The organism is Corallococcus sp. CA049B, from assembly GCF_003611685.1.
Classification (GTDB): domain Bacteria; phylum Myxococcota; class Myxococcia; order Myxococcales; family Myxococcaceae; genus Corallococcus; species Corallococcus coralloides.
The window spans coordinates 46,231-63,790 of sequence record NZ_RAWC01000007.1 but is presented as its reverse complement, the minus strand read 5'-3'; the positions used below and the strand labels follow the sequence as shown (position 1 = coordinate 63,790).

Below are 17,560 nucleotides of genomic sequence, written 5' to 3'. Positions count from 1 at the left end.
ATGAGAGCCCTGCTCAACACCGGAAGTCTGCTGCTGCTGGCGCTGACGGCGCTCGCCTGCGTCGAACCCGAGGACAAGCCGTCGAGCGTGCACGACCTGCGCGTGCTCGGCGTGTCCACGGAGCAGCCGGAGCTCATCGCCTCCACCTGCGAACAGACGCCGGAGGCCTTCGACGAGCTGGCGGCGGAGGTGACGTACCGCGCGCTGCTGGTGGATCCCGCCGGCGAGGGACGCCCCATCCAGTACCAGCTGTGGGCCTGCGCGGCGCAGGACGACCGCACCTGCGCGAACGAGGCGGACCGCGCCCTGCTCGCGGAGGGCACCACGACCGCGGGCGAGCTGACGCTCCCCATCCGTCCCGGCGCGGCCCGGGTGTCACAGGACAAGCTCCTCCTGGAGCGCGTGCTGGCGGAGGACGCCTACAAGGGGCTGGGAGGCATCCGCATGCCGCTCGTCCTGAGGGTGTCGGCGGGCGATGAAGAGGTCTACGCGCAGAAGCTGATGGTCTTCTGGTGCCCCGTGGTGGAGGGCATGACGGCCAACGTGCAGCCCGTGCTTCCGGGCCTGCGGGTGGACGACGTGCCCTGGCCGGAGGGTGAGCCCCTGGAGCTGAGCGGCCCCGGGCCCTTCGTGATGACGTCCGAGGACGTGTCGGACCGGGAGGAGGCCTACGTGGTCCCGGGCCTGCGCCTGCAGGCCGTGAACCTCAAGGAGGCGTGGGAGATCGCCTGGTACACCACGCTCGGAGAGTTCAACCTGTCGGAGACGGGCGGCGCGGACTTCGGAGGCCAGCAGGGGCGCCACCGCGTGGAGTGGGAGCCGGCGGAGGGCGCGCTGTCCCAGGAGGTGACGTTCTGGGCCGTGGTGCGGGATGGGCGCGGCGGCAGCTCCTGGCTGGTGCGCCGGGCTCGCTGGAGCCCCTGAGCACCGCCGTCCCTCCCGAGCGCCACGCTCAGCGCGGCGCGGCGCTGGCGATGAGGTCGTTGATCATCCCCGGCATCTCCGTCGCCGCGCCGACGTCGAACCGGTCGACGCTCATGAAGAACCCGACCCCGCGAACAGGTGAGAACGCCAGGTAGTTGAACACGCCGCTCGTGGCCCCGGCCTTCTGGAGGATGAACGGCCGGTCGCCGCCAGGCATCATCACGACCCAGCCCAGCCCCATCGCATCCATGTGGCCGGACTCGTCGAGGCCGAGGACGGGGTGCAGCCCGTCACGCTGTACGTAGGTTGCGTGGTTCAACAACCGCGCCTCCGTGTCGGTTCCACCGGCCTCCAGGTGCCACTGGAGCCACCGGAGCAGGTCCCCCGGCGTCGAGTACAGGCCGCTGGCGCCCCGAGGCGTGGAGTCGTGGGTCGGCTGGCCGTTGCCGTCCGCCATGGGCCACGGCTTGCCGTCAGGCTGGTAGCCGCCGAACAGGTTCTGGGTGCGGTCGTCGGTGCACCCGAGCTTCCACGGCGGCGCGTTGTACGAGGTGTGTTCGAGCTGGAGCGGAGCCAGCACCTCCTGCTTCAACAGCTCGTAGAAGGACGCGGCCCGGGACGGGTTGCACTGTGCGACCAGCGCCCGGGACAGGGCGTTGAAGCCGACGTTCGAATAGAGCGCCCCCGTTCCCGGCGGAAACAGCACGGACGGCAGCTCCTCCGGCGCCGGCGCTTCGAGCCCGATGTTCGGTGAGACTTCACGGGGCAGGCCGCTCGTGTGCGTGACGAGGTCGATGAGGCGGATGGCCGGATTCTGGGCGACCTGGGTCGTGAAGCGGGCCTCCCCCTTCGCGACCATCCTGGCGAGCAGGTGTCCCGTGAAGGCCTTGGTGATGGAGCCGAGCGGCACGAGCGTCCGTGCATCCGGCTCCAGGCAATCCCTACCAGCCCAGCCCAGGACCGCGCTCGCGAAGGAGCCATCGGAGCCCCGGACGATGGCGCCCATCACCAGCTTGGGGAGCTGGTACTTGAGCTGGAAGACATCACCCGCGAACGCAGCGCCCTCCACGAGCGGCTGGAGCCGGGCATGGGCCGCCGGGAACGGCGGCAGCTTGCTCAACTGGTATTGCCAGATGTCTTCCCGCAGCCCGTCGGTGAACGGTTTGGCGTAACCGTATGCATCATCCAGGGGCGAGGGTGCGGTGCCGGCTCCCTGGTAGAGCCCGAAGAGGAGCTGGGGACTCTTGCCGTCCGTGCGCATGTAACAGGTGAAGTCCCGGCTCGCGCGCGTCAGCCCCAGATAGACCAGGGTCTGGCGCGGCTCCGCCGGGGTCAGCTCCAGCCGCGCGACATCCGCATACGTCTTCTCGCCGGGGAGGATCCGGGTCCCCGCGGGGATGAGGCACTCCCCCGAGGCGAACCCCTCGAAGCCGGTCACGAAGAGGGTCTGATTCGCGAGGGTCAGGACGCGGAGGATGGGATTGGGATTGGCCACGGTGCTCTCCATTTCACTGCGAGAGTACACGGGGCCAGGCCCCATCAGGTGAGCCAGCGGACCGGTACCTCGCAGTCGTGCCGGTCCGCGGGTCAGTACACCCGCCCACCACCGGGTCCCACCTTGGCCCCGGTCAGAAGAACGCACGCAAGGGGGCGGCGGATGAAACGGATGAAAGCGGCGTTGTTGTTCCTGTCGTTGGGCGCGGGCATGGGCTGCACCAGCACCTACGATCCGTACTACTACGACGGCGTCTATTACGATCCGTACTACGGGGCGTATGACGCGGCCTGGAGCTATGCCTGGGTCGACCCTGTCTACGGCTATTGGTACTACGCCATCGGCAACGTGCAGGCCATGGCCACCGTCGACCCCGCCACGGCGGCGGCCCAGCTCGCGGCGAATGCCTCCACCGCCTTCACGCCCTCCGGCTGCGCCACCGCGACCGCGACGGGCGCGACGGTGAACTACACCTTCAACGACTGCACGGCGGAGGTCTCGCTCACGCAGATCTCCGGCAACGTGGAGGTGGTGCTCTCCGACAACCAGGGGCAGCTCGCCGCCACGGCCACCTCCAGTGAGCTCACCATCAACGGAGAGCCGTACAACCTCTCCCTGCAGATCGCCGGCGCCCCACCTGACGGCGACCAGCGCAAGGTGAACGTCACCTCCAACAGCTTCTCGCCGAATCGCTTCGATTCGCGAACGTCCCAGAGCACGGTCACCTGGACGGCGGGCAGCGGGTGCATCACCGTGGACAGCACGTCACAGGCCACGAAGGGCAACCTCAGCTCGACGACGACCGTGTCCGGCTACCAGCGCTGCGACCACCAGTGCCCCACGGCGGGGATGGTGCAGGTGAACACGAGCGAGGGGACGTTCACCGCGACGTTCGACGGCACCAACACCGTCAAGGTCGTCGCGCCGAACGATGACGTCAAGACGTACGACCTCGACTGTTGAGCACCGGGGGCCCTTGGCCCGCGCATTGCTCAAGGGCAGGCCCGAGGGCTCCATTGACGGCGCTCCGGGTCTCCACGCCCTTCCCGGAGCCGTTGCACCGTGGCAACTGCGCCACGGTGCGCGGCTGTGTCGCCACACGCCACCATGTCCCGACCGCACTCCCCCTTCGCCTCCATCCCGAGCCGCCACGGACTGCTGCCCGCGCTCCTGTGCAGCATCCTCGCGGTGGACCTGCTGGCCCTGCGGCTCGACTGGAGCGAGCGCGCCAGCTTCGCCTTCCTGTCATGGAACCTGTTCCTGGCCTGGGCGCCGTACACCCTGGCCCTCGTCGCACGCGGGCTCATGGTGCGAGGCCTGGGCCGTCCGTGGCTGCTGGCCCCGCTGGCGCTCGGCTGGCTCGCGCTGTTCCCCAACGCGCCCTATCTAGTCACCGACTTCATCCACCTGAAGCAGCGGCCCGTGGTTCCGCTCTGGTTCGACGCCGCGCTCCTGGCCCTGTTCGCCGCCACCGGGTGGCTGCTGGGCCTGCTGTCCCTGGACATCTGGAAGCGGTGGCTGGAGGAGCGCTGGGGCCGCACGGCGGCGTGGGCCTTCGTCGCCATCACGTCCGGCCTGTGTGGCTATGGCATCTACCTGGGCCGCGTGGAGCGCTGGAACAGCTGGGACGTGCTCTCGGAGCCGGGCCGCCTCTTGCGCGCCATGGCCTCACACGTGAGGGATCCCCTGGCCCATCCCGCCCTGCCCTCGCTCACCCTCTTCTTCGCCCTGCTCCTGCCGCTGTCCTACGCCGGCTATGAGGCGCTCCTCGCCCGCCTGGGCCGCCAGCGCGTCCCGCTGGAGCGCTGACGAGGAGGCCCCGGGCTTCCTCAAGCTGCTCAGCGCTTCAGCAGCATGGGGATCCACGCGAGGAAGAGCTTCGTCATGAACCTGACCGACAGGAAGCTCGAGTGGTTCGGAACATCGTTGGGGAGCTCCACGCCCGCGGGCCTGTACCGGGTGCAGGTGCGCAGCTCCAACGGAGGCACCTCGCCGGGGAACCGGTTCCGGTAGACCGAGTACCAATGCGGCCCCGAGCCCATGTCCATGAACATCCCCGAGTTGCAGCACGTGGCGACGAGCCGCCTCGTCTCTGAAGCGTCCTTGAGCTTGAAGCCCGACAGGAGCGACTCCCCCCGGGAGACCCGGAGGCGATCCTTCCGGTAGAGGAGGAAGTCCGTGCCGCCCAGGGGGCCGCGAGGCGACGGCGCGTTGGGAAGGGCCTCGATCCGGCGGCCCCCCTCCTGGCAGTCGTCGCAGAAGCACTCGACGTGGATGATGGGCGGGCCCCGCCCCTCGAGCTCCACCTGGCCACAGGCGCAGGTGGCGGTCCGGATGACGTCGTTCTTCTCGGGCATGCGCCTCCTCTATTCCGGCGGAGGCGCAATCACGAGCGCTTTCGCCGGCCTACCGGAACCACCTGAGCCCGGCCACTGCGTCACCGCCGTGCTCGTAGTACTCGACGACGACGGAGTGCTCACCGGCGCGCATCCAGCGGGCCTGCATGTAGCTGGTGGAGGATTGGTCCTTCCAGCCGTTGATGATGCGGCTGCCATCCACGAAGACCCGGATGCCGTCATCCGCCTGGGCCAGGAAGAAGTACAGGCTCGTCGCGAAGTAGAACCGCCCCGTCCAGCGCACGGAGAAGTCCTCCGCGCCCACGCCCTCCACGGGGTTGCCCGCCCCCCAGTTGTTCATGAGCGGTGCCGCCTCGCAGCGCACCACCACCGGGACGCCCGCCAGCTCCCGGTTGGTGAAGTACTCCGCGCGGTACTGCCCCGCCGGGCACTCCGCGGGCGCGACGGGTTCGAAGAAGGCCGTGGCGCCCACGTCCTCCGTGCCCACCTGGAGGGTGTGCTCCGCGGGCCCGCCGTCGGACCAGCTGACGAAGCCGTAGGGCCCCTGGGGTGACGGCGCGAAGAGCGCGTGCGAGGAGCCCGCGACCACGGAGCGCACCAGCGGTGAGGGGCTGGCAGTCCCGTCGAACACCAACTCCAGCCCGGGAGGTGACGTCTCCAGCGTCACCTGCACCTTCTGGGGCAGCAGCGTCACCATCCGGCTGCCCGTCAGCCCCGCGGAGTCCGTCGCGGTCAGCGTCAGCGCGAAGCGGATGTCGTCGCCATGGTCCGGGACGGTGAAGGAGCCGCTGGGGCCCTGGCCCTCGGCGTAGGGATGGGAATGGCACGCGCCCGGCGTGCAGTGCACCAGGGTGAGCGTCCACGCCATCCGGCCGGCGGGGATGGCGCCATCCTCCGCGTCGCTCGCCGAGCCCGCGAACGTCACCACGTCTCCCACCTTGAAGCGGAACGCCTCCGACGGCGAGTGGATGGACACCACCGGCGACAGGTTCCCCACGGAGATGCGCACGGAGGCCGTGTGGCTGCCGCCATGCCCGTCGCTGACGGTCAGCCGGGCCACGTAGAGGCCGGCCACCTCGTACAGGTGCTCCGGGTTCGCCACGCCCGACACGGAGTTGCCGTCACCGAAGTCCCACACGTACTGGAGCGCGTCGCCGTCCATGTCGCGGGAGCCGGCGCTGGAGAAGAACACCCGCAGGGGCGGCCCGCCTTCGCGCGGCGTCGCCGAGGCCACCGCGACCGGCGGCGTGTTGGTGGCCGGGTAGCGGATGCGGCGCAGCTCTCCCGCGAGGATGTCCACGACGTAGAGCTGGGAGCCCGGTCCGCTGCTCAGGTCGACGACGCCGCCCGCCTCCGTGGAGAAGAGCGCGACGCTGTCCGGCACGAGCTGATCATTGGCATCCACCCGCAGCGCGCGGATCCATTGCTGGGGGTAGTCCGCGAAGAAGTAGGCGCCCCGCCACTGCTCCGGGAAGGCCGGGTCCTGGATGAAGGCGCCGCCCGTGGCCGTCTGGCCCTCGGCATGCGTCCAGGAGTACAGCGGCGGCCGCACCGCGCCCGGCCCCCGGGCATACAGCGCCTGGCACACGGCCTTGGGCTCATAGCCGCGCTGGCGCCCCGGGCCCTCGTAGCAGGGCCAGCCGAAGTTCGCGCCCGGGGTCGCGACGTTGATCTCCTCGTGCTCGTTCCAGCCGACGTCGCCCACGTAGGGCGTGGCGGTGCCCGGCCGCAGGTTGAAGCGGTACGGATTGCGCAGCCCCAGCGCCCACACCTTCGAGCGGTTGGCCTGGCCATTCCCAGTCCAGAACGGATTGGACGGCACGCCTTCGCCAGAGCGCGTCACGCGCAGCACCTTGCCCGCCAGCGAGTCCAGGTCCTGCGCCCGCAGCGCGTCGTCATCCACCGCGTCGAAGCGGGCCCCGTCCCCCAGCGACACGAAGAGGGTGCCATCCGGCGCGAACCGGACGTTGCCCACGGAGTGCGAGGCGCTGTCCGAGGGGAGGCAGTCGGAGCCGGGAGGATGGTCCTTGCAGGAGCCGGCCACCACGGTGCCCAGCAGCACCGACTCGCTGGCGGGCGAGGCCGTGTCCCCTACCGCCGTGTAGCGCGCCAGGCGCGACGTCTTGGGCCCGTCGTCGTCCGTGGCGTCGTCGTCGTAGGTGTAGAGCAGGTAGACGTAGCCGTTCTGCTCGAAGGCGGGGTCCACCGCGAGCCCCAGCAGGCCCCGGTCATGGTGGCTGTTCACCCTCGCGCTGAGGTCGAGGAAGGGCGTGGGCAACAGGACGCCGTCCTTGACCAGCCGGACCACTCCCGCCTTCTCCGCGACGAGGATGCGCCCATCCGGCAGGTGCGCGAACGTCGTGGGGTAGTGCAGGCCGCCCACCACGAGCTCGGACGTGAAGCCCCCCGGCAGGGCCCGCGAGGCGGGCTCCGGAGCCCTGGCCCCCGCCAGCAACACCCAGCCCAGCCCGAGACAAAGACAGATGGCGAATGGATCCGGCCAGCGGCGCGGCAAGGACATGGGGCCCCCTCCAACGGGTGCGCAAAGAGTGGGCGCAAGCTGGTGCCTCCGCTCCCTCCAGCCACTCGCCCCGGGGCCATGGACCGCTGTCACCTTGCGCGCGACCTCCCAGCCGAAGAGGGCCGAGGCCGCGCGGCCTCCACGTCAGCGCCGGGAGGTGCGTCCCCAGCGGAGCGTCAGTCCGGCGTAACCGGTCGGCTGACGGCGGCCGTCCCTCACGTCGAACGGGAGCTCGATGCCGCCCTCCGCCCGCAGCTCGAGCGAGGGATTGAGCCGGTACGCCACGCCCAGCGAACCGCCCGGCGCGACCATCAGGTGCGAGCCGGCGAGCCGGCCCTGGAAGACGGTGAGCGGTCCCGCGAAGGCCCCCATCAGCGAGGCGCCCCCGGTCAGCGTCCACCGTCCATTGAGCCGATAGTCGACCAGCGTCTGGGCTCCCAGGCGGAAGTTGACGGGCTCCGTGGAGTTGTTGGTGACGGGCACGTACCAGACACCCGCGCTCGGGGCGACCGACACGGTCCAGGGTGAGCGCTCCATCAGCCGATGCCGGGTCCCGAGCTCCAGGCCCAGCAAGGTGAGGCGGCCGCCCCAGTCCCAGTTCTCGCCGGCCCCCTTGCGGAAGGTGAGTTCGGGGTTGGGCAGATAGGCCCGCTCCCGGCCGCGCTCGAAGGCAATCGCGTTCACGGAGACGCCCACCTCGGTCGTCCCCACCGGGGTCGTCGCCGCGCCCAGGTTCCGCGCGCCGCTCAGACAGCCGGGAGCACCCAGGAGCAGCGCCCCCATCCACAGGGCTCGCATGAGAGGCCTCGGCGTCATCGCGGCCATGCGAAGCGCACCCAGACCGGCTGGTGGTCGCTCCCGGAGGGGCGCTTGTCCACGCCGCGCTCCACCGGAGTGAGCCCCCGGGCGAAGACGGAGTCCAGCGGCAGGCCGCCGATGACGGAGTCCACGGTGTCCCCCACCCCTTCGGAGGCCCACTGGAAGCCCCACCGCGAGAAGAGCTTCACGGTCTGCGTCAGGCTCCCCGGGTCGGAGGTGTTGAAGTCACCGGCGATGACCTGCGACGGCGCCGCGCCTTCAATCGCCTGGATGACGGTCTCCGCCTGATCCAGCCGCGCGCCCAGCCCGACGATGGGGGTCGCGCCGTGCACGGAGACCACCTGGAACGGGGTCCCCTGGATGTCCACCGTCGCGGCCACCCCGATGCGGTGTTGCTGGTGATACGGGTCGTCGTGGGGGAGGTTGATCTTCTGGTCCGCGGTGATGGGCCACCGGCTCAGCACCGCGTTCCCGAAGTCATCCCCGTCCTTGGCCACGGAGGCGGGGTAGTAGACGTAGGACATCCCCAGCTCCCGGGCGATTCGCTCCACGGAAGGAGCGTCCATCTCCTGCATCGCGATGACGTCCGCGTTGGAGAGCGGCGGGCTGGACAGGGACGCGACCGCCTCGGTGACCTGCTCGGCGAACGCGAGGTTGTACGTCACCACGGTGACCGAGGAGGGGGGCTCCACGGCGGTGGGCTGCACGGGCCGGTAGTCCCCGCTGTAGCGAGGCCCCTCCGCATCGGAATAGCTCGCCATGATGGGGCACCCGGTCAGGAGCCCGAGTATCAGGAGCGCCCCCAGCCAGACGGCCGGGCGTGCTTTTTCACACCGCAAGGACTGACTCATTCCGGCAACGAACGCCGCGCAACCCCCAAGACTTCCACGGGGATGAGGCCCATGCCTGCATGCTCGGGGGGGCATACAGTTCACCATTGGCTGATGCGCACGCCTGCCCCTCCCGCGAGCACGGCCTGGAATGTCCGCGCCAACTCTCGCGCAAGACCCGGGCCCTGTATTCGCGCCGGTCCACCGGACCTATCCATTCGCCTCGCGCGGCGGGCCGGAACCTTCCGCGCTCGCCGTACTACCCGCGGTACCCACGAGGCAGCTGAATGAACCAGGAACAGTTCTCCATGCAGGGGCAGCAGATGTTCGCCGAAGCCCTGAAGGCTCGGATCGTCGACGCCGTGCACGAGCGCGTCGTGTCCGGTCTGGAGGAGCGGATCGGCGCGGAGATCCGCGAGCGCGTCAGCGACGCGATTCGCGGTGCGGTGCGTGAGCGCATGGTCAACATGCCGCAGGGGGAAGGGGTCGGGATGCCGTTCGACACGGAGCAGATCGCGGAGGCCATCCACCACCGCCTCACCGACGTCATCCATGAGCGCATCGTGAGCGGCGTGCACGAGCGCGCCCGCGAGGTGCTCCGCGAGCGGCTGGGCGAGGCGCTGCGCTCCGCCCTGGCGGAGAACTGGATGAGCATGCAGCAGGGGCACGGGAACTTCGACCCGCAGCGCATCGCCGAGCGCGTGCGCATCAGGCTGGAGGACGTCCTGCGCGACCGGCTGGGCAACGTGGTGCGCGAGCGCGTTCGCGACGCCATGCGCGAGCGGCTGGGCGAGGCGCTGCGCTCCGCGATGATGGAGCGGAGGATGGGCATGGAGGGCTTCGGGATGGACCCCGAGCGCATCGCGGACACCCTCCGCACCCGGCTCGCCGACAACGTGTCCGAGCGCATCAACACCGTCGTGCGCGAGCGCATCCGCGAGGCGCTGAAGGAGCGGCTGACGGACATGCTGCGCTCCGCGCTGTCCGAGCGCCGGATGCAGATGGGGCAGATCGACCCGGAGCGGCTCGCGGACACCCTGCGCGACCGCGTCGCGGACAGCATCCGCGAGCGCGTCCAGACCGGCCTGCGTGAGCGCGTGCGCGACGCCCTGCGCGAGCGCCTGGGCGACGAGCTGCGCGCCCGGATGACCGAGCGCACCCAGGGCGTGATGGGCTTCCAGCCCCAGGGCGTGGGGATGATGGACCCCGAGCGCATCGCCGAGGCGCTCCGCGGGCGCCTGGTCGACGCGCTCCACGAGCGGCTGTCCAGCAACCTGCGCGAGCACCTGCAGGAGGCGCTGCGCGACCGGCTGGGTGACGCCCTCCGCGAGTCGATGGGCGCCATGGGCCACACGATGCGGGGCGGGTACGGGGAGCAGCACATCGGCGGCTACGCCGCGCAGGGCCCCGGCCCGGTCGACACGGAGAACCTCGTGTCCGCCATCCGCGAGCGCGTGGGCGAGGACCTCCGCGAGCGCATGGCGAGCATGGTCCGCGAGCGCGTCGCCGAGGCGGTGCGCAAGGAGCTGAAGAACGGCGTCGGCGGCGGCACCCAGCCGCTGGCCTGACGGACACCCACTCCGAAGGCTGAAGGCTCCCTCCCCTCCTCCATCGCTTCAGGAGGAGGTGGAGGGAGTTGCTGTCCGCCGTCACGGGCTCGTCTTGCGCTTCTCGAGCTGGGCCATGTAGAGCGCCCGCTCCTCCGCGAAGGCCTTCGCGACGCCAGGCCGCTTCTGCAGGCGCGCGAAGTAGGCGCTGAGCGCGGGCCACTGCTTCAAATCGATGGGCGTCGCCACGCTCCAGCCGAGCACCGTCACCAGGTACGCGTCCGCGACGCTGAAGCGCTCCAGCAGGAACTCGCGTCCGGTGAGGTGCTTCTCCAGGTAGGCGAGCCGGGCGGTCCCCCTCTCCAGGGCATAGGCCTTGGCGCCCTTCCTGCGAACGCAGGTAGGCTGGTGCAGCACGCGCGGGTCTACGAGGCTGTTGTTGAAAGGACCGAGGCTCTACGCAACGAGGCGCCCACGGAGCCGCAGACGGTTGTGGATGCCACCTCCCGGTTCCAGGCCCAGCGGTACAAGTGGAAGCCTACGCCCGAGGACGAGCGCGCCCTTCGTGACGTCGTCAACCGGCGAGTCGGCTGGAAAATCGTGCCGTAGGACTGCGAGCCGCGACGACCCAGCGTCATGAATACTTCCAAGCCACACTCGGCATTACGTCGCTGCGAGTGAGCGAGGCGCGCGCGGGGTCGGCGAGATCCTTGAGCGTCACCCTGGGGACTCTCATGCCTGGTTGGGCGAGCGCGTGACCGAACACTGCTGACACGCCCTGTCAGCACACCTCGGGCACAACCTTGGGATGCACAAACCAAGGAGACGCACGATGAGCCCCTTCACCATTGCCATTTCCGATTCCGAGCTCGCCGACCTTCGGTCGCGGCTGAAGGCAACTCGCTTCCCCGCAACGGTCGAAGGCGTCGGCTGGGACGATGGCACCGATGCCGAGCTGCTCAGGCAATTGGTCACCCACTGGGCGGAGCGGTTCGACTGGCGCACCGCCGAGCAGCGCCTCAACGCGATTCCGCAATTCATCGAGGAGATCGATGGCGAGCGGGTTCATTTCGTTCAAGCGCCGGGTCAGGGCGAAACCCGCATTCCCATCGTCCTTGCCAATGGCTGGCCATCGAACCTCGTCGAGTTCCTGCCGCTCATTCCGCTGCTCACCGCCGAGCGAAACGGGGTGTCGTTTGACGTCATCATTCCCTCGCTGCAGGGCTTCGGCTTCTCGGGCCGGCCGACGAAGAAGGGCATGAACATGAGTCGCATGGGTCATCTCTGGGCCGAGCTGATGACCCGGCTGGGCTACGAGAAGTTCCTCGTTTCGTGCTCGGACTTGGGCTCCGGGGTCTGCTTCAGCCTGGTCCGCAACCATCCCGGCCGTCTCATGGGTGCGCACTACCTCAACGTCTTTTCGGGATACCCGCGGCCGGAGGCGCCGACGCCCGAAGAAGTGGACTACTTCCGGCGCGTCGATCTGTGGTCCTTTACGGAGGGCGCCTACATCATGCTTCACGCAACCAAGCCGCAGACGCTCGCCGTCGGCCTCAACGACTCACCTGCCGGCCTGGCATCGTGGATCATCGAGAAGTTTCACAGCGTGAGCCGGCTGCAGGACGGCCGCCTCGAGTCGGTCTATTCGCTCGACGACCTCTGCACCCTGCTCTCGGTCTACTGGTTCACCCAGACGATTGGGTCATCGGTTCGGCTGTACAAAGAGGCCTTCGCCGATCAGGAACTGCTGCTGCCGATGCCCCGCCACGACGTGAAGCATGGCGTGCTGGTACCCGCCGACGTCGACAATCCCGCGCCACGCGCCTGGGGCGAACGGCACTTGCAGAACCTTGTCCACTGGACCGAGGCGCGGCAGGCCGGTCACTTCGCGGCACTCGAGGCTCCGGAGCACTACGCGGCCGATATCCGGGCTTTCTATGACACCATAAGGTGAGCCGCGCGCGCATGGACAAGACCGAACGCCTCTTCGCAGTCATGGACGTACTTCGCCGGCACCGCCGCCCCGTCACCGCAGCGGCTCTGGCCGAGGAACAGGGTGTTTCCGTGCGCACGCTCTATCGCGACATGCGGACGCTCATCGGTCTTGGCGCGCCCATCGTTGGCGAAGCGGGCGTGGGCTATATGCTGAAGCCGGGCTTCTTCCTGCCGCCGCTGATGTTCACGGCCGAGGAACTTGAGGCGCTGGTGCTCGGCTCCCGCTGGGTCGAGGCCCAGCCGGATGCCGGCCTTGCCGGGGCGGCGCGCAATGTGCTGGGCAAGATCGCCACCGCCTCGCCCGACGATCTGCGCGACCGAATGAAGGACACCGGGCTCTGGCCCATCCTGACGCGCGGTGGGTCTGCGCCCGTCCCGGTGCTCGGCCTCGTGCGCGGGGCCATTCGCGAAGAGAAGGCGCTCCTCATCGTGTATACCGACGGGAAGGGCCAGCCGAGCCAGCGCGACATTTGGCCGGTGCAACTCGCGTTTCACGAGGGAAAACAGATCGTCGCCGCCTGGTGCTGCTTGCGCCAGGCCTTCCGCCATTTCCGCGTCGACCGCATCACCGCAGCCTCGGCGACCGAGGCCCGCTACGGCCGCCAGCGGTCCGTGCTGGCGCGGGAATGGCGGGAAGAATGGGAACGCCTGTATCCCGACTGAGTGCAACTCCTCCGCACCTGGGCAAGGGGGACCTCGTCGTGAAGCGGCTCGCGTCCGGGCCCTTGCGGCGCCCCTGGCGGATGGCCTGGAGGAAGGAGGTGGGAGACGCCGCGCTCCGCCTCCACGCCGCGCTCGAGCCCACGGTGCCCCGGGGACTGGCGGTGGGATAGCGTGCCGTGGCCGTCCGCGGCGGAGTCACCCCATTCCGAGAGGTGTCTATGATTGACCTCTTGAAGAAGGCGGGGAAGACCTTGCTCGCCTTTGCCACGGGCGCCGTGGGGAGTCCTTGAATACCCGGGAACGCTTAAACGCTAGCTCTCCCTGAAGCCTGGCGGAGTCTGATATTGCGTCCTTGCCGGTGCCGCCTCTTCGCAGGCGCCGCGCTCCGAAAGGAACACCCCCAAATGAGCATGCTTTCGAGAAGGTTCCGTCGCGTCGCCATCGCGCTGGTCGGTGCAGGTGCATGGCTTTCCGCGGGTTGTGGCGAGCTCCCCGCTCCGCAGGAGAACCCCCCGTCCCAGGTCGTCATCCAGGACGCGGCGGTGCTGAACGACCCGGCGAGCACGGCGTGGAGCTTCCACCGGCTGGTGACCACGATGAGCGGCCCGGTGGCGCCCTCCGCCTTCGTACGCGACAACCTGCCGCGGTGGGCGGGGCAGGACGCCCCCACGCAGTCGCTCGTCGCGCGGCTGCTCGAGACGTGGCCGACGCTGGCGGACGGTTCGCTGGACCTGGCGAAGGCGCCGCTGCGGCTGGAGTCCATCGTCCATCAGCCGGCAGCGCTCGACGTCGCGCGCGGCAGCGCCGGCGAGGGCCGCTTCGTCTTCGGCGGCGTGGACGCGAGCGGCCATCCGCTGGGCCTCACCGTCACGCTGAGCTACGCCCTGGCGGCGCGGACTCCGGCGGAGGCCCGGGAGTGGACGCAGCGCTGGCAGGACCTGGCCTCGCGGACGCCGGGCTCCGAGGCGTTCAAGGTGGAGCTCCAGGCGCTCACCGAGCGCATCACGGCCTCGCCGGGCCAGGGGCGGGCCGCCGCAGCTTCGCCGGACCCGCGCACCCAGGCGCGCGCCCTGCTGCTGGATGACACCACGCCGCCCACCGTGGAGATCAGCTCACCGGCCCCGGCCAGCTTCCTGCGTGGCACGTACGTGGTCACGGCGAACGCCTCCGATGACGAGGGCGTCACGCAGGTGGACTTCTACGACGGCGCGACCCTCATCGGCTCCTCCATCGCCGCGCCCTTCAGCGTGAACTGGAACACCACGGGCGCGACCTCCGGCAACCACACGCTGACGGCACAGGCCTTCGACGCGGCCGGTAACTCGACGACGTCCAGCGCCGTGACGGTGCTGGTGGACAACTTCGCGCCGGTGGTGAATCTGGGGGTTCCCCAGTACAACCCCACGAGCCAGTACTACGTGCGCGGCATCGTCACCGTGGGCTGGTCGGTGACGGACCAGAGCCTCTCGGGTGTGGCGCAGACGGAGTTCATGCAGGAAGGGGTCGTCAAGGCCACGGCGCCCGGCCACTCCGGCTTCACCTACAACTTCACCTGGGACACGCGGGTGCTGGGCAACCGCTCCTACTCGCTGGCGCTCCGCGCCACGGACAACGCGGGCAACGTCCAGATGAGCACCCGCAGCCTCATCGTCGACAATCAGCTGCCCACGTCCGTCCTCACGTCGCCCGCCAACGGGGCGGTGGTCAGCGGCAATGTCACGCTGAGCGCCAACGCGAGCGACAGCCAGGCGCTGCTCCAGGTCATCTTCGAGATCGACGGCGTGGCGACCTACTTCATCGGGGCCGGCAACCCGTTCACCCGGACGTGGGACACCACGGGCAAGTCGGGCACGCACACGATTGTTGCCATTGCCTCCGACCGCGCGGGCAACAGCCGCCGCAGCAACGCGGTGACGGTGACGGTGCCTTGAGCTGAGGGAGCAGGATTGTTCCAGGGCCGTCAGGGCGTGGGGCCGGGAGAGACCTGCGTCGCCGCGGCATCCAGCCGCAGCGTCCGCGTCACTCGCGTGCCCTCGTCCAGGCCCTCACCGAAGGGCACGGGCATGCTGTCCTCCGGGCGAGCAGGAAGCCCCTGCGTCACCGACGCAGGCACCGCGTAGGTGTGCTCGCCCACCCTCACGGTGGGGCTGCCGCCGGCCGTCAGCTCCAGCTCCAGGTCGAAGCCCCCGGAGGACGGCACCCAGTAGCGAAACAGCACGCCCTGGGCCGCGTTGCGGGTCCGCAGCGTGTCGCCCGGGGCCTGCTGGCCCGCGAGCCGTGCCGACACCACCGCGTCCCCTGGCAGCACCTGCACGTCCACGAAGGCCACGTCCGGACGGGACGGGGTGATGTGGAGCGACACCTTCCGGTGCCCGCCCGCCCCTGCCTCCAGCCGCGTCTCGACCGCGGGCCCCCGCATGTCCTCCCCGGGCGCCGGTGCCGGCGAGTTCCAGAACGGCCCCTTCACCTCCGGCAGCGCGTCCACGGCCTCCCGCTTCGGGTCGCCGCCCAGGTACGCGCGCGTCCAGTCGTTGAGCACGGGATCCGACGACACCCAGCGCGCCGTCCTCGCGTCCGCGTCCACCAGGTACAGCAGGCCCGTGGGGCGCGGGTTTCGCGCGTCGAAGCGCTGACCGACGGCGAGCGACACCAGCAGGCCCAGGCCGAGCAGCGCGGCCCCGCCCGACGCCCACGGCAGCCCCCGGCCCGCCAACCACAGCCAGCCGGGCGCGAGCAGGCAGATGCCGAGCATCAGCAGGTCGGAGGGCACCGCGGCCCGCTCCAGCGGCAGCACCGTGAAGAAGGTGGCCAGCACGGAGGGCAGCAACAGCAGGAGCGGCAGCGCCGCCAGTCCCCACATCGGCACGTGCCATCGGGGGAGCGGCTCCGTCCCCCGGCCTCCCAGCCACAGGAGCAGCAGGACCATGCCCGCGAAGGGCCAGAGGAACAGCGCGCTCGCGCCCGGCAACACGATGCTCACCGCGATGCAGATGACCGCCCAGGGCACGCAGCCGCCCGCCGCCAGCTCCATCACCGGCGCGCGCCGGCGGAGGTACAGCCCGACGCCCATCGCCGCCATCACCCACAGCACCACCGCGAGGATGAAGCGCGCGTTGTCCTGCGTCTCCGAGCGGCTGAGGGCACGGAAGCCGGGCTGGAGGGCCTTCAGCAGCGGCCACGCGAGCCGCGCGAGGCTGCTGGCCAGGAAGCCCACGACCAGCAGCACCACCGACTCCCGCAGCACGGCCCACAGGCGCAGCTGCTTGCGCTGGCGCGCCCGGAAGATGGCGAACACGAACAGGCCGCCCCAGAGGGCCGCCAGCGGGGCGGCCCAGGACCGGGGGTAGTGGACGCGCAGCGGGCCTGCGTTGAAGTAGATGAGCTCCTCGCCCTCCGGCACGGACGCCTCGCGGGAGATGCGCCGGGTGAGCGCGAGCAGCGTGTCGCCCTGCTGCTGGAGGAGCCCGTCGGAGACGGCGTCCACGGTCTCCTTGCGCGAGTGGTAGGCCTGCGTGCCCTCCACGTTGGCGAAGTTCAGCCCCTGCCAGCCGCCCTGCCGCAGCGCCGTGAAGTCCGTGGCGTTCTTCATCCGCTGATACACGGCCGTGAAGAGCGAACCGGCCCCGACGTCCGGGGCCTCCTCGGCGAGCCTGCGCACGAGCCAGCCGCCGCCGGGGGAGACCTCGAACATCAGGAGCGGCCCCGCGTTGCCGCGCGCGTCCACGTTGAGGACCACGCCGGACTCGCGGGCCCAGGGGTGGGAGGCCACGAAGGCCGTGCTGCCCAGCAGGTGCTGCTCCTCCGCGTCCGTGAACAGGAACAGCACGTCCCCCGCGAGCGCCGGCCCCTGCTGGAGCGCGCGCGCCACCTCCAGGATGGACGCGACGGCGGCGCCGTTGTCGGACGCGCCCGGCCCCGTGGGCACGGAGTCGTAGTGGGCCACCAGCATCACGGTCGTGCCCTTCGCGCCGTCCTTCGCGCGAAGCCGGCCCACGACGTTCTCCACGTTCGCGGCGGGCCGGGGGATGCCCTGTGCGGGCGCGAAGACGGGCTCGCGTTGGACCTGGACCTCCGCGCCCACGTCACGCAGGCGCGCTTGCAGGTAGTCGCGCACCTCCGCGTGCCTGGGCGTTCCGAGGGCGTGGGGTTCGGCGCCAATGAAGCGCAGGTGCTCCCGGGCTCGTTCGGCGGAGAACCGCTCCCCGGGCGCGGAGGCGGGCACCGGCGCCGGCAGGGAGCTACCGCGCAGCACCAGCAGGATCACGCCCAGGCCGAGCAACGCGGTCACCCCGCGTGCAACCGACGACGCGCGAGGGGAGGCACTCCGGTCCAGGCCCGCGGTCGGGGCGGTGTCGCTCATGTTTCAGTCCTTCAGGCGTGCCCACCCATCCGGGGGCCGCGGGGGGTTC

14 protein-coding genes are annotated in these 17,560 nt (G+C 70.3%); 7 read left to right on the top strand and 7 right to left on the bottom strand.

Annotation, left to right across the window (positions count from 1 at the left end):
- The gene (locus D7W82_RS02740) at positions 1-924 is read left to right on the top strand and encodes a hypothetical protein (protein ID WP_120616832.1); all 924 of its coding nucleotides are present in this window, start codon (positions 1-3) and stop codon (positions 922-924) included.
- 28 nt (positions 925-952) lie between these two features.
- Here D7W82_RS02740 and D7W82_RS02735 read toward each other — a convergent pair whose 3' ends face one another.
- On the bottom strand, positions 953-2,419 hold the full coding sequence (locus D7W82_RS02735) for a serine hydrolase (protein WP_158617571.1): 1,467 nt from the start codon (positions 2,417-2,419) through the stop codon (positions 953-955).
- A 162-nt stretch (positions 2,420-2,581) separates the two neighbouring features.
- Between D7W82_RS02735 and D7W82_RS02730 the strand changes: the two genes are divergently transcribed.
- Positions 2,582-3,382: a hypothetical protein gene (locus D7W82_RS02730; RefSeq protein ID WP_147439194.1), complete on the top strand. Its 801-nt coding sequence runs from the start codon at positions 2,582-2,584 to the stop codon at positions 3,380-3,382.
- A 144-nt stretch (positions 3,383-3,526) separates the two neighbouring features.
- Positions 3,527-4,228: a DUF1361 domain-containing protein gene (locus D7W82_RS02725; protein ID WP_120616829.1), complete on the top strand. Its 702-nt coding sequence runs from the start codon at positions 3,527-3,529 to the stop codon at positions 4,226-4,228.
- A gap of 29 nt (positions 4,229-4,257) precedes the next feature.
- Here the strand turns inward: D7W82_RS02725 and D7W82_RS02720 are convergent, their stop codons facing one another.
- From D7W82_RS02720 to D7W82_RS02705, 4 genes are all read right to left on the bottom strand, one after another.
- On the bottom strand, positions 4,258-4,776 hold the full coding sequence (locus D7W82_RS02720; protein WP_233587254.1) for a GFA family protein: 519 nt from the start codon (positions 4,774-4,776) through the stop codon (positions 4,258-4,260).
- 49 nt (positions 4,777-4,825) lie between these two features.
- Positions 4,826-7,297: a PQQ-dependent sugar dehydrogenase gene (locus D7W82_RS02715; protein ID WP_120616828.1), complete on the bottom strand. Its 2,472-nt coding sequence runs from the start codon at positions 7,295-7,297 to the stop codon at positions 4,826-4,828.
- A 144-nt stretch (positions 7,298-7,441) separates the two neighbouring features.
- Positions 7,442-8,095 (bottom strand): hypothetical protein, encoded by a 654-nt coding sequence (locus tag D7W82_RS02710; protein ID WP_233587253.1) that lies wholly within the window; start codon positions 8,093-8,095, stop codon positions 7,442-7,444.
- A gap of 14 nt (positions 8,096-8,109) precedes the next feature.
- Entirely contained in the window at positions 8,110-8,877 is a 768-nt protein-coding gene (locus D7W82_RS02705) for an endonuclease/exonuclease/phosphatase family protein (protein ID WP_233587252.1), read from the bottom strand.
- Positions 8,878-9,233: 356 nt separating this feature from the next.
- Between D7W82_RS02705 and D7W82_RS02700 the strand changes: the two genes are divergently transcribed.
- The gene (locus D7W82_RS02700; RefSeq protein ID WP_120616825.1) at positions 9,234-10,514 is read left to right on the top strand and encodes a hypothetical protein; all 1,281 of its coding nucleotides are present in this window, start codon (positions 9,234-9,236) and stop codon (positions 10,512-10,514) included.
- Positions 10,515-10,595: 81 nt separating this feature from the next.
- On the opposite strand, the gene D7W82_RS02695 is transcribed toward D7W82_RS02700, so the two are convergent.
- The gene (locus D7W82_RS02695; RefSeq protein ID WP_233587251.1) at positions 10,596-10,910 is read right to left on the bottom strand and encodes a glutathione binding-like protein; all 315 of its coding nucleotides are present in this window, start codon (positions 10,908-10,910) and stop codon (positions 10,596-10,598) included.
- Positions 10,911-11,325: 415 nt separating this feature from the next.
- Between D7W82_RS02695 and D7W82_RS02685 the strand changes: the two genes are divergently transcribed.
- The 3 genes from D7W82_RS02685 to D7W82_RS02670 all read left to right on the top strand — a co-directional run bounded on the left by D7W82_RS02685 (position 11,326) and on the right by D7W82_RS02670 (position 15,082).
- Positions 11,326-12,447: an epoxide hydrolase family protein gene (locus D7W82_RS02685; RefSeq protein WP_120616823.1), complete on the top strand. Its 1,122-nt coding sequence runs from the start codon at positions 11,326-11,328 to the stop codon at positions 12,445-12,447.
- An 11-nt stretch (positions 12,448-12,458) separates the two neighbouring features.
- Positions 12,459-13,151, top strand: coding sequence for a YafY family protein (locus D7W82_RS02680; protein ID WP_120616822.1), 693 nt, complete (start codon positions 12,459-12,461; stop codon positions 13,149-13,151).
- Positions 13,152-13,555: 404 nt separating this feature from the next.
- Complete coding sequence (locus tag D7W82_RS02670; RefSeq protein ID WP_120616821.1) at positions 13,556-15,082, top strand: Ig-like domain-containing protein; 1,527 nt, start codon at positions 13,556-13,558, stop codon at positions 15,080-15,082.
- Between the two features lie 29 nt (positions 15,083-15,111).
- Here the strand turns inward: D7W82_RS02670 and D7W82_RS02665 are convergent, their stop codons facing one another.
- Positions 15,112-17,511 carry a M20/M25/M40 family metallo-hydrolase gene (locus D7W82_RS02665; RefSeq protein WP_120616820.1) on the bottom strand — a complete coding sequence of 800 codons (2,400 nt, stop codon included), beginning with the start codon at positions 17,509-17,511 and terminating at the stop codon, positions 15,112-15,114.
- Positions 17,512-17,560 lie beyond the last annotated feature (49 nt).